The 13263-nt window shown below is 62.1% G+C and carries 4 protein-coding genes and 3 rRNA genes; all 7 read left to right on the top strand.

Features of this window, described 5'->3' with window-relative positions; all coding sequences use genetic code 11:
• Positions 1–158: 158 nt before the first annotated feature.
• Positions 159–3149, top strand: coding sequence for an AMP-binding protein (locus P5P27_RS10600; RefSeq protein ID WP_278123876.1), 2991 nt, complete (start codon positions 159–161; stop codon positions 3147–3149).
• Positions 3150–3218: 69 nt separating this feature from the next.
• Positions 3219–3437, top strand: a complete 219-nt coding sequence (locus P5P27_RS10595; protein WP_039867034.1) for a Trm112 family protein — start codon at positions 3219–3221, stop codon at positions 3435–3437.
• A 7-nt stretch (positions 3438–3444) separates the two neighbouring features.
• Positions 3445–4716, top strand: a complete 1272-nt coding sequence (tyrS, locus tag P5P27_RS10590; protein WP_006895479.1) for a tyrosine--tRNA ligase — start codon at positions 3445–3447, stop codon at positions 4714–4716.
• Between the two features lie 534 nt (positions 4717–5250).
• Positions 5251–6771: ribosomal RNA gene (locus P5P27_RS10585) — 16S ribosomal RNA — on the top strand.
• Between the two features lie 446 nt (positions 6772–7217).
• Positions 7218–10361: ribosomal RNA gene (locus tag P5P27_RS10580) — 23S ribosomal RNA — on the top strand.
• A 182-nt stretch (positions 10362–10543) separates the two neighbouring features.
• Positions 10544–10660: ribosomal RNA gene (rrf, locus tag P5P27_RS10575) — 5S ribosomal RNA — on the top strand.
• The 16S, 23S and 5S rRNA genes sit together here, the layout of an rRNA operon.
• Positions 10661–11465: 805 nt before the next feature.
• Positions 11466–13262 carry an HAD-IIA family hydrolase gene (locus P5P27_RS10570; protein WP_278123872.1) on the top strand — a complete coding sequence of 599 codons (1797 nt, stop codon included), beginning with the start codon at positions 11466–11468 and terminating at the stop codon, positions 13260–13262.
• Position 13263: the final 1 nt, after the last annotated feature.

The following is a 13263-nucleotide window of genomic DNA, read 5'->3' as shown; positions in this document are numbered from 1 at the left end:
CCAGGCGGGTAACCGGCATCACCGCACGCGCCGACTCGCGGGTACTTCACAGTCGGTGACGGCCGTGACGGATTCGGCGACTAGTACACTGCACGTGCTCGCACACGCCGAATCAGTCGGCGGCCGCGGCATCGGAAGTGGTGAGGGGAGTTACCGCGGTGAAGGGTCTGCCAAATGTCGCCGGCACGGTCGGACGGATCGTCGCGACCGCACAGAACGGTCTCGAAGTCATTCGGATGGGGGGCCTGGATACCGGCACCGAGCCGACACCCTACAAGGTGGTCGAGACCGACAAGATGTACCGCCTCCGCCGGTACTTTCCAGACGACGCCGGCGACGGCTTCGCCCACATCATCCTGATCCCGCCGATGATGGTGTCGGCCAACGTCTACGACGTGACGCAGGAGAACGGCGCAGTCTCGGTTCTGTACCGGCACAAGGTGATTCCCTGGGTGGTCGACTTCGGTTCGCCCGACCACGAAGAGGGCGGGATGGAGCGCACGCTCACCGACCACGTGGTGGCGATCAGCCGGGTGATCGATCTGGTCCGGCGGGTCGTCGGCCAGGACGTTCACCTCGGCGGATACTCGCAGGGCGGCATGTTCGCCTATCAGACGGCGGCCTACCGGCGCTCAGAGGGACTTGCCAGCGTGGTCACCTTCGGCAGTCCGGTCGACGTACTGGCGGCCCTTCCGCTGGGCCTGCCCGCACAGCTCGTGGTTCCCGGTGCGGAGTTCGTCGCCGACAATGTCTTCAACCGACTGTGGATCCCGAGTTGGTTGGCACGCACCGGGTTCCAGCTGGCCGATCCGGTCAAGACGGCCCGCAGCCGGATCGACTTCCTGCGCAAACTCCACGATCGCGACGCCCTGCTGCCGCGCGAGGACCAGCGACGATTCATCGAGCAGGAGGGCTGGGTCGCGTGGTCGGGTCCGGCCGTGGCCGAACTGCTCCGCCAGTTCGTGGTTCACAACCGCATGATGTCGGGTGGCTTCGTCATCGACGGCGAAGTGGTGTCGATGACCGAGATCACCTGCCCGGTCCTCGCCTTCGTCGGTGAGACCGACGACATCGGTCAGCCACTGGCCGTGCGCGGCATCGTCCGCGCCGCGCCCGACGCCGAGGTGTACGAGACCGCCGCGCCGGTCGGGCACTTCGGTCTCGTCGTCGGATCGAACGCCGGACGTCTCACCTGGCCGACGGTCGGCGAGTGGATCCAATGGCGCGAGGGCAACGGAGAGCAGCCGGCGGCGGTGACGCCGATGAGCAGGACTCGCAGCGAGTCCGGAAGCGGGATCAGTTGGAGCAACCGGCTGACCTACGGTGTCGGACAGGTCGCCGGTGCGGGCACCGCGGTCTCCAAGGAGCTTCTCGAGGCGGTCAATTCGCTCCAGCGCACCACCCGGGCCGTGGCGACCGAGTCGGTGCGCACCGTTCCGCGGCTGTTCCGGCTCGGCCAGATCCAGCCGTCGACCCGCGTCTCGCTCGGCAAGCTGATGAGCGAGAACGCGAAGCGCACGCCCCACGACGAGGTCTTTCTGTTCGAGGACCGGGTGCTGACGCACACTCAGGTCAACGCGCGGATCGACAACGTGGTCGCCGGCCTCATCGAGTGCGGCATCCGGCCGGGGGTGCACGTCGGCCTCATGATGGACCCGCGCCCGTCCGCCCTGGTGACGATCGCCGCGCTGTCGCGACTGGGCGCCGTGGCGGTGCTGCTCTCGTCGAGCGACGCGCTGCCGGAGATGCTCACCCTGGCGGAGACGCGGATCATCGTCTCCGATCCGGTTCACCTCGACCGTGCGGCCGCCGTGTGCGACCGGGTGCTGGTGCTGGGTGGAGGCAGCAGCGACGCCCGTGCCATCGAGCGCGCTGACGGTGAGCACATCGTCGACATGGAGAAGATCGACCCGGAACGCGTCCGTATGCCGGTCTGGTACCGCCCGGACCCCGGACTGGCGGGCGACCTCGCGTTCATCCTGTTCACCGAGACGCAGGGCCGGCTCAATCGGTGGTCGGTCACCAACCATCGCTTCGCCATGTCCGCATTCGGTGCTGCCGCCGCGGCCGGACTGTCGAACCGGGACACGGTCTACTGCCTGCCGCCACTTCACCATGCCTCGGGTCTGCTGACCACGCTGGGAGCCACCGCCGCCGGGCGGTCGCGCATCGCGCTGTCCACGGGGATCGATCCCGAGCGATTCACCCGTGAAGTGCGCCGTTACGGCGTCACCGTGGTCTCGTACACCTGGAACATGCTGGCCGACATCGTCGACGCGCCGGAGTTCGATCCCGGTCAGCTCGGCAGCGTCCGCCTGTTCATGGGTTCCGGACTGTCGGCGTGGGTCTGGACTCGGTTGCGCGAGACGTTGCCGAATGCGCGGGTGCTCGAGTTCTTCGCCACCGCGGACGGATCCGCGATCCTGGCGAATGTCGACGACAGCAAGATCGGAGCGATGGGCCGTGCCCTGCCCGAGACCAACCCGGTGCGCGTCGCCGCCTACGACCCGGTGGCCGAGCGAATGGAGATCGACCGCGACACCGGCTTCGTCCGGGAAGCGGGGCCGGGCGAGGTCGGCATGCTGGTCGCGCACGCCGGCCAGCGCTTCGAGGCGGCAGGTCTGGTCCTGCGCGACGTGTTCCGCCCGCACGATCGCTGGGAGGTCGGGGGGAGTCTGTTCCAATCCGACGCCGACGGCGACCTCTGGTACATGGGATCGGCGCAGGCGGTGATCCGGAGCCGGTCGGGCCCGATCTATCCGGTGCCCATCCAACATGCGCTCTCGTTGATCCCGGACATCAAACTCGCTGCGGTGTACGCGGTCGGCGAGCCGGGCGAGCAGCTCGCCGTCGCCGCCGTCACGCTGCGCGGCGGCGCCACGTCGCTCACTCCGACCCAGATCCGCGTCGGCCTGGGCGAGCTTCCCGCGGCCGAGCGCCCGCACCTGGTGTGGGTCGCCGACTCCATCCCGCTGTCGGAGTCGTTCCGGGCCATGACCAGCCGGATCGCGGCGCGCGGTCTGCCGAAGCCCGGACCGCGGGTCTGGTATCGGGACCAGGACGGTCGCTATCGCCGCTACACGGCGTCCGCGGCCGCGACCATCGACTGGACGGCGCTCCCCGCCGGAGACGATGGTGGCGCCGAGTAGCCTGAAGGCGGTAGGCGCCGCTCGCGACAGGCGATGAGCGGCGCGATCGACGAGACGAAGTGGGAGCTGATGGCAACACGTGCCGAGGGCATCGATCCGGTGGTTCGCGACCGACTGGTGTGCCCCCAGGATCTGGGTGAATTGATCGATGCGGGCGACGAACTCTACAACCCGCGTCTGCGCGTCGCCTATGCCATCGACGCCCACGGGATCCCCGACATGCTGATCGACGACGCGCGTGCGGTCTCAGATGAGGAGCACGCCCGCTTCACCGGAAAGGAAGCGTGAACCGCCGGTGGCCGAGAACATCCTCGACGACCTGATCTGGCGCGGACTCATCGGGCAGAGTACCGACGAGGGAGCGTTGCGCGAGACCTTGGAGAAGCCGATCTCGCTGTACGCCGGCTTCGATCCGACCGCGTCCAGCCTGCACGCCGGACACCTGGTCCCGCTGCTGACTCTGCGCCGGTTCCAGCTCGCCGGTCACCGTCCCGTGGTGCTGGCGGGCGGCGCCACCGGTCTCATCGGTGATCCGCGCGACGTCGGCGAGCGGACGATGAACTCCGTGGACACGGTCGCGGGGTGGGCGGACAAGATCGTCGGCCAGCTCCAGCGGTTCGTGACCATCGACGACTCCGACACAGGTGCCGTTCTGGTCAACAACAACGACTGGACCGCCCCGATGTCGACCATCGAGTTCCTGCGCGACATCGGCAAGCACTTCTCCGTCAACGTCATGCTCGCGCGTGACACGGTGAAGCGGCGCCTCGAATCCGACGGAATCAGCTACACCGAATTCAGCTACCTGCTCCTGCAGTCCAACGACTACCTTCAGCTGTACCGCAAGTACGGCTGCGTGCTCCAGATCGGCGGATCCGACCAGTGGGGCAACATCATCGGCGGCGTCGACCTGATCCGGAAGGTCGACGGTGGTACGGCCCATGCGCTGACGGTGCCGCTGGTGACCTCGGCCGACGGGAAGAAGTTCGGCAAGTCGACCGGGGGCGGCAGCGTGTGGCTCGATCCCGAGCTCACCAGTCCGTACGCCTGGTACCAGTACTTCGTGAACACGGCTGACGCCGATGTCGTGAAGTTCCTCAAGTGGTTCACCTTCCTGAGCCGGGAGGAGATCGAGGAGCTCGAGAAGCTCACGGCCGAGAAGCCGTTCCTCCGCGAGGCGCAGAAGCGCCTCGCTCGAGAGCTGACGACCCTCATCCACGGTGCAGACCAGACGGCCGCCGCGGAGCTGGCGAGTCGCGCACTGTTCGGGCGCGCCGAACTCAACGAGCTCGATGAGCCCACCCTCGCCGCCGCGCTGGGGGAGACGGGCCTCGCCGAGTTCGACGCCGGTGCCACGCCCTCTATCGTCGAGCTCCTCGTCGCGTCCGGACTCGCCGACAGCAACAAGGCCGCTCGCCGGGCCGTCGACGAGGGCGGTGCCTACGTGAACAACGTCAAGGTCACCGACGCGGACTGGACGCCGGGTTCGAATGACCTGTTGTTCGGCAAGTGGCTCGTCCTGCGCCGCGGTAAGAAGACCTTCGCCGGCGCCAAGATCGGCGCTTGACCGCACAGTCGGACCGCTGACCTGGCGATTTGGGACTCAGCATCAACGGTGTGTAACTTATTGCAGGTCAGCGCGTCGGTGCTGGCGAGCGAAATGCCCTTCCTGTCGGTGAGTTGATCTTGCCGGGGTGGTGGGGGTAGAGTAGCGGTCCTGCGCCTGGCGGACTTCCCGTTCTTCTTCGGAGTTCGAGAATGTCGCGGTTGCAGGGAGGATTCCGGTCTGGTAGGCTGGGAAGGTCGCCTCGGAGACGGGGTGGCGGATAATTGCAGATGTCTGCTGGTGTTCGGCCCTTGTTTGTGGGGGTTGGTTCTGGTGGGTGTGTGTTCTTTGAGAACTCGATAGTGTGTTTTGGATTTCTTGTGCCACTAATTTTTTTGTTTTGTGGCGTGGGAGATTTTTGGACAGATTGTGCTTGCCGGCCCTTTTGGTGGGTTGGTGAGTGTTTTGGATGAATTTTTTACCATGTCAGTTTTTTGGATTTGGTCAGGTTCTGTTTTCTGGCTTTGTGTTGAAATCTTGTGGTTTCTGCATTTTTTGTTGGAGAGTTTGATCCTGGCTCAGGACGAACGCTGGCGGCGTGCTTAACACATGCAAGTCGAACGGAAAGGCCCAGCTTGCTGGGTACTCGAGTGGCGAACGGGTGAGTAACACGTGGGTGATCTGCCCTGGACTCTGGGATAAGCCTGGGAAACTGGGTCTAATACCGGATAGGACCACTGATTGCATGGTTGGTGGTGGAAAGCTTTTGCGGTTCAGGATGGGCCCGCGGCCTATCAGCTTGTTGGTGGGGTAATGGCCTACCAAGGCGACGACGGGTAGCCGACCTGAGAGGGTGATCGGCCACACTGGGACTGAGACACGGCCCAGACTCCTACGGGAGGCAGCAGTGGGGAATATTGCACAATGGGCGCAAGCCTGATGCAGCGACGCCGCGTGAGGGATGACGGCCTTCGGGTTGTAAACCTCTTTCGCTAGGGACGAAGCGTAAGTGACGGTACCTGGAGAAGAAGCACCGGCCAACTACGTGCCAGCAGCCGCGGTAATACGTAGGGTGCGAGCGTTGTCCGGAATTACTGGGCGTAAAGAGCTCGTAGGCGGTTTGTCGCGTCGTCTGTGAAATTCTGCAACTCAATTGCAGGCGTGCAGGCGATACGGGCAGACTTGAGTACTACAGGGGAGACTGGAATTCCTGGTGTAGCGGTGAAATGCGCAGATATCAGGAGGAACACCGGTGGCGAAGGCGGGTCTCTGGGTAGTAACTGACGCTGAGGAGCGAAAGCGTGGGGAGCGAACAGGATTAGATACCCTGGTAGTCCACGCCGTAAACGGTGGGTACTAGGTGTGGGGCTCATTTCACGAGTTCCGTGCCGTAGCTAACGCATTAAGTACCCCGCCTGGGGAGTACGGCCGCAAGGCTAAAACTCAAAGGAATTGACGGGGGCCCGCACAAGCGGCGGAGCATGTGGATTAATTCGATGCAACGCGAAGAACCTTACCTGGGTTTGACATACACCAGAAAGCCGTAGAGATACGGCCCCCCTTGTGGTTGGTGTACAGGTGGTGCATGGCTGTCGTCAGCTCGTGTCGTGAGATGTTGGGTTAAGTCCCGCAACGAGCGCAACCCTTGTCCTGTATTGCCAGCGGGTTATGCCGGGGACTTGCAGGAGACTGCCGGGGTCAACTCGGAGGAAGGTGGGGATGACGTCAAGTCATCATGCCCCTTATGTCCAGGGCTTCACACATGCTACAATGGCGCGTACAGAGGGCTGCGAGACCGTGAGGTGGAGCGAATCCCTTAAAGCGCGTCTCAGTTCGGATTGGGGTCTGCAACTCGACCCCATGAAGTCGGAGTCGCTAGTAATCGCAGATCAGCAACGCTGCGGTGAATACGTTCCCGGGCCTTGTACACACCGCCCGTCACGTCATGAAAGTCGGTAACACCCGAAGCCGGTGGCCTAACCCTTGTGGAGGGAGCTGTCGAAGGTGGGATCGGCGATTGGGACGAAGTCGTAACAAGGTAGCCGTACCGGAAGGTGCGGCTGGATCACCTCCTTTCTAAGGAGCAAACAACACGTCGATGCTGGTGCCGAATGTGTATCGGGTCGGTGTTTGTTCATGGGTGAAACACAAGAAACCATCATTTGTTTGTCGGTGGCCTGCGAGATGCGGGCGGGCCGGCGGGTGGTCGACCGTGAGTGATTGCGGTTGTGGACGAAGCACACTATCGGGGTTCTGAGGGAACACGCGTTCTGCGCGGGTTGTCTTGGTGCTCACTGTTTTCCGCCCGGAGTGTGGGGTGTTGGGGGTGGTGGGTGTGTGTTGTTTGAGAAGTGCATAGTGGATGCGAGCATCTAGCCCGGCAGCATTTGTTGTTGGGTTTGTGTGTTCTGCAATTTCGATTCTGGTTTGTGCGATCGCGTGTTGTGATCGTTGTTTTTGTTTGTTGTCCGCATTCGCGTCTCGGGCACTGTTTGGTGTGTGGGGTGTGTTTGTGGGTGTTGTTGTAAGTGTTTGAGGGCGTTCGGTGGATGCCTTGGTACCAGGAGCCGATGAAGGACGTGGTAGGCCGCGATAGTCCTCGGGGAGTTGTCAAACGAGCTGTGATCCGAGGGTGTCCGAATGGGGAAACCCAGCACCAGTGATGTGGTGTTACCCACTCGTGAATGTATAGCGGGTGTGGAGGGAACGTGGGGAAGTGAAACATCTCAGTACCCACAGGAAGAGAAAACAAGTGTGATTCCGTGAGTAGTGGCGAGCGAAAGCGGAGGAGGCTAAACCATGCGTATGTGATACTCGGCAGGGGTTGTGCGTGTGGGGTTGTGGGGTGATCGTTCATCGTGCTGCCGTGCGGTGGGTCAGTGATAAATCGACATGTTAGGTGAAGTGGCCTGGAATGGTCTGCCGTAGTGGGTGAGAGTCCCGTAGCTGAAAGCGTGTTGACTGGCTTCGATTGTTCCCAAGTAGCAGCGGGCTCGTGGAATCTGCTGTGAATCTGCCGGGACCACCCGGTAAGCCTAAATACTTTCTGGTGACCGATAGCGGACTAGTACCGTGAGGGAAAGGTGAAAAGTACCCCGGGAGGGGAGTGAAATAGTACCTGAAACCGGACGCTTACAATCCGTCAGAGCCTGCGCACCTTTCGGGGTGGTGGGTGATGGCGTGCCTTTTGAAGAATGAGCCTGCGAGTTAGTGCTCAGTGGCGAGGTTAACCCGTGTGGGGTAGCCGTAGCGAAAGCGAGTCTGAATAGGGCGTGTTGAGTCGCTGGGTCTAGACCCGAAGCGGAGTGATCTACCCATGGCCAGGGTGAAGCAGCTGTAAGAGGTTGTGGAGGCCCGAACCCACTTCAGTTGAAAATGGAGGGGATGAGTTGTGGGTAGGGGTGAAAGGCCAATCAAACTCCGTGATAGCTGGTTCTCCCCGAAATGCATTTAGGTGCAGCGTTGCGTGTTTCTTACTGGAGGTAGAGCTACTGGATGGCCGATGGGCCCTATCAGGTTACTGACGTCAGCCAAACTCCGAATGCCGGTAAGTGAGAGCGTGGCAGTGAGACTGCGGGGGATAAGCTTCGTAGTCGAGAGGGAAACAGCCCAGATCGCCGGCTAAGGCCCCTAAGCGTGTACTAAGTGGAAAAGGATGTGGGGTCGCTGAGACAACCAGGAGGTTGGCTTAGAAGCAGCCACCCTTGAAAGAGTGCGTAATAGCTCACTGGTCAAGTGATTCTGCGCCGACAATTTAGCGGGGCTCAAGTACACCGCCGAAGCCGCGGCACTCACACATTTCATCCATGCCTGCCTGCGGGTGGGTGTGTAGTGGTGTGGGTGGGTAGGGGAGCGTCCTGCATCCGTGGAAGCAGCGGAGTGATCCAGTTGTGGAGGGTGTGGGAGTGAGAATGCAGGCATGAGTAGCGAAAGACAAGTGAGAAACTTGTCCGCCGGATGACCAAGGGTTCCTGGGCCAGGTTAATCCGCCCAGGGTGAGTCGGGACCTAAGGCGAGGCCGACAGGCGTAGTCGATGGACAACGGGTTGATATTCCCGTACCCGTGTATCCGCGCCCAGTGATGAATCATCTGTACTAACCATCCAAAAGCTGTCGTTGATTTCTTCGGATTTCTCTGATGGTGGCTGCGTGGGACCTTGGGTGTAGTAGTCAAGCGATGGGGTGACGCAGGAAGGTAGCCGGGCCAACTGGTGGAATAGTTGGTGTAAGCCTGTAGGGTGAGACATAGGCAAATCCGTGTCTTTTTGAGCCTGAGAGGTGATGCGTAGCCGTTGTGGTGAATTCGGTGATCCTATGCTGTCGAGAAAAGCCTCTAGTGAGTTGGTACACGGCCCGTACCCCAAACCGACACAGGTGGTCAGGTAGAGAATACTAAGGCGATCGAGTGAACTGTGGTTAAGGAACTCGGCAAATTGCCCCCGTAACTTCGGGAGAAGGGGGACCACGACCGGTGATCACTTTTTCGGTGTGAGCTGGTGGTGGTCGCAGAGACCAGAGAGAAGCGACTGTTTACTAAAAACACAGGTCCGTGCGAAGTCGTAAGACGATGTATACGGACTGACGCCTGCCCGGTGCTGGAAGGTTAAGAGGACCGGTTAATCATCTTTCGGGGTGGTGAAGCTGAGAATTTAAGCCCCAGTAAACGGCGGTGGTAACTATAACCATCCTAAGGTAGCGAAATTCCTTGTCGGGTAAGTTCCGACCTGCACGAATGGCGTAACGACTTCTCTGCTGTCTCAACCACAGGCTCGGCGAAATTGCAGTACGAGTAAAGATGCTCGTTACGCGCGGCAGGACGAAAAGACCCCGGGACCTTCACTATAGCTTGGTATTGGTGTTCGGTGCGGTTTGTGTAGGATAGGTGGGAGACTGTGAAGCTGGCACGCTAGTGTGGGTGGAGTCGTTGTTGAAATACCACTCTGATCGTATTGGGCTTCTAACCTCGGACCCTGATCGGGTTCAGGGACAGTGCCTGGTGGGTAGTTTAACTGGGGCGGTTGCCTCCTAAAGTGTAACGGAGGCGCCCAAAGGTTCCCTCAGCCTGGATGGCAATCAGGTGTTGAGTGTAAGTGCACAAGGGAGCTTGACTGTGAGACGTACATGTCGAGCAGGGACGAAAGTCGGGACTAGTGATCCGGCACCGGCATGTGGAAGCGGTGTCGCTCAACGGATAAAAGGTACCCCGGGGATAACAGGCTGATCTTCCCCAAGAGTCCATATCGACGGGATGGTTTGGCACCTCGATGTCGGCTCGTCGCATCCTGGGGCTGGAGTAGGTCCCAAGGGTTGGGCTGTTCGCCCATTAAAGCGGCACGCGAGCTGGGTTTAGAACGTCGTGAGACAGTTCGGTCTCTATCCGCCGCGCGCGTGTAGAAACTTGAGGAAACCTGTCCCTAGTACGAGAGGACCGGGACGGACGAACCTCTGGTGTGCCAGTTGTTCCGCCAGGAGCACTGCTGGTTAGCTACGTTCGGAAGGGATAACCGCTGAAAGCATCTAAGCGGGAAGCCTGTTCCAAGATGAGGTTTCTCACCCACCTTCGGGTGGGGTAAGGCCCCCTACAGATGATGGGGTTGATAGGCCGGAACTGTACGCCCAGTAATGTGTTCAGGTGACCGGTACTAATCGGCCGAGGACTTACCAACAACACTCACCAACAATTTCTTTTTTCGGATTCAACGAATCACGACGGATGGGTTGTGTGAGTCGGTTTCGGTGATTGCGTACACGCACAGTTTGTTTTGCTCGTTCATCCACTATGTACTTCTGAAACAACACACAAACCACGATCTGGTTATAGATTGTGGTGTGGATGGTTTCATATTGTTACGGCGGCTATAGCGGTGGGGAAACGCCCGGTCCCATTCCGAACCCGGAAGCTAAGCCCACCTGCGCCGATGGTACTGCACTGTAATGGGTGTGGGAGAGTAGGACACCGCCGAACACAACTTGTTGAGCCCCGATCAGACACCGTCTGATCGGGGCTCAACCCATTTCCCGGGGCGTGTCCCCGGCCGGCGAGTGGTGTCTGGGGTACGACGCGCCTGACGGACCGCGAACGCACCCGCTTCAGACTGGCTTCAGGCTGGTTGAGCGAGCGAAGCGAGTCGAAACCACCACACGACGGGCAGAGTGGTCTCGATACGCCGTGCTCGCTACGCTCACCCGCCTACTCGACAAACCTCGAGGGAGCCGGCGATTCCAGGCCGGTCGAGCGAGCACCCCCTTCAGGCTGGTTGAGCGAGCGAAGCGAGTCGAAACCACCACACGACGGGAGAGTCGTCTCGATACGGCGTGCTCGCTACGCTCACCCGCCTACTCGACAAACCTCGGGGGTCGGAGAGCGGTTCCCGCAGGCTGGTTGAGCGCGCACCCCTCTTAGGCTGGTTGAGCGAGCGGAGCGAGGCGCAACTTTGCACAGAGGCAGAGTGGTCTCGATACGGCGTGCTCGCTGCGCTCGCTCGCCTACTCGACAAACCTCCGGGGGTCGGAGAGCGGTTCCCGCAGGCTGGTTGAGCGCGCACCCTCTTAGGCTTGTTGAGCGAGCGAAGCGAGTCGAAACCAAGCGAGAATGCAGCGGATCGTGCCCCGTCCTCGGGGCCGCACCACCGTCATGGCCATTCATCACGCTTGCTGAGCCAACGAAACTCAGCACAAACAGTGGCGCGGTGTCTCGGTACGGACAAGCGGCTGCCATCCACTCGTTCTCAGTTAGCTTCTTCGCAGGTCGGCGAATAGATTAGACGGTTATGAGTACTACTGGTGGCGGACGGAATCCGGGCGGCCGGCGAAACGGGCGGCAGCGACGGACGGACGACCATGCGTCATCCGGACCCGGGATTCCCGACGACGTCTCGGCATCGGATCTCGATCCGGAAGTCAGGCGGGATCTGTCGGCTTTGGACAAGCCGACGGCCGACCGGGTCGCACGTCATCTGGTGATGGCGTCGTCGTTGCTGGAGGACGATCCGCAGGAGGCGTTGGCGCACGCCCGTGCCGCTCGGGCTCGGGCCGCACGGATCGCCGTCGTCCGCGAGACCGCGGGCATTGTGGCGTACTCGGCCGGGGAATGGCAGGAAGCGATCTCCGAATTGCGTGCCGCGCGAAGGATGAGCGGGAGCGATGCGCTGCTGCCGCTGATCGCCGACAGCGAACGCGGGCTGGGACAGCCCCGACGTGCGGTCGAGATAGCCGACAGCGATGAGGCACGCGATCTCAGCGATGAGGCTGCGCTCGAGATGGCCATGGTCAAGGCCGGTGCTCTCATCGACCTGAAAGATCCCGAGTCGGCGGTGCGTGCGCTGAGTGATCAGGACCTGCGTCCAGGTCGGACCGGAACGCAGGCCGCGCGGTTGTTCTTCGCCTACGCTTCGGCCCTCGAGGCTGCGGGCCGTCGAGCCGACGCGGTGACCTGGTTCCAGAATGCGGCAGCCGCGGACATCGATGACCAGACCGACGCCGAGTTCCGGCTGATGGACCTGCTCGAGAGCACACCGGGCGTAGATACGTCGACCTCCGGCCATAGTGAACCGTCGTCGGCCTCCGTGGCTCTGGGCGATGCCTACGACGTGCTTCTGCTCGATCTCGATGGAACTCTGTACACCGGTTCCACGGCACTGCCCGGCGCGATCGAGGCGGTGGCGCAAACACACGGCACCGCGCTGTTCGTCACGAACAATGCCAGCCGTAGTCCCGAGCAGGTGCGCGATCATCTCCTCTCACTGGGGTTCGACGCGAAGTCCGAGCAGGTGGTCACCAGCGCTCAGGCCGGAGCGGACCTGGTTGCGGAGACGGTCGAGACGGGTTCGAAGGTCCTCGTCGTCGGTGCTGATGCTCTCCGCGATGAGATCAGGGCGCGCGGGCTGACTGTGGTCGACTCCGCCGACGATGAGCCGGCGGCTGTCGTCCAGGGCCACTCCCCGGAGACCGGATGGGCGCAGCTGTCTGAGGGTGCCCTGGCGGTGCGACGTGGCGCTGCCTGGGTGGCGACCAACGTCGACTCGACCCTGCCGACCGAGCGCGGACTGATGGTCGGAAACGGATCGATGGTAGCGGCGATCGCCTCGGCGACCGGCCAGGAGCCCACCGTGGCAGGGAAGCCCGCTGCACCGATCATGCGAGGCGCACTTTCGCGCACCGACGGCAAGCGGCCCCTGATGGTCGGGGACCGGCTCGATACAGACATCGAAGGCGCGCACACCGTGGGGATCGACAGTCTGCTCGTCCTGGGCGGCGTCACGAGCGGACCCGAACTGCTCGCCGCCGAACCGCGGCAGCGGCCGACGTACATCGCGTCCGGGCTGGACGCGCTCAAGGCGCCGGCGGCGGAGTCCGCGATCGGTCCCCGTCCCGAGTGGAGCATCGAGATCAACGGCCAGCACGTCGCGGTCGCCGCGCGTTCGACGGGAACCGAGGCGAGTCTCGCCGCGGCGCTCGCGCATGCGGTGTGGACTGCCGACGTCGGTTCGTTCGATCTGCGGATCGCCGCCCAGGACGACGTGGCGGCGGAGACTCTCACCGCCCTCGGACTGACACCGCTGCGTTAGC

Source organism: Gordonia sihwensis (assembly GCF_029632925.1).
GTDB classification, from domain to species: domain Bacteria; phylum Actinomycetota; class Actinomycetes; order Mycobacteriales; family Mycobacteriaceae; genus Gordonia; species Gordonia sihwensis.
The sequence above is the reverse complement of the archived record's forward strand: the minus strand, read 5'-3'. Positions and strand labels throughout refer to the sequence as shown.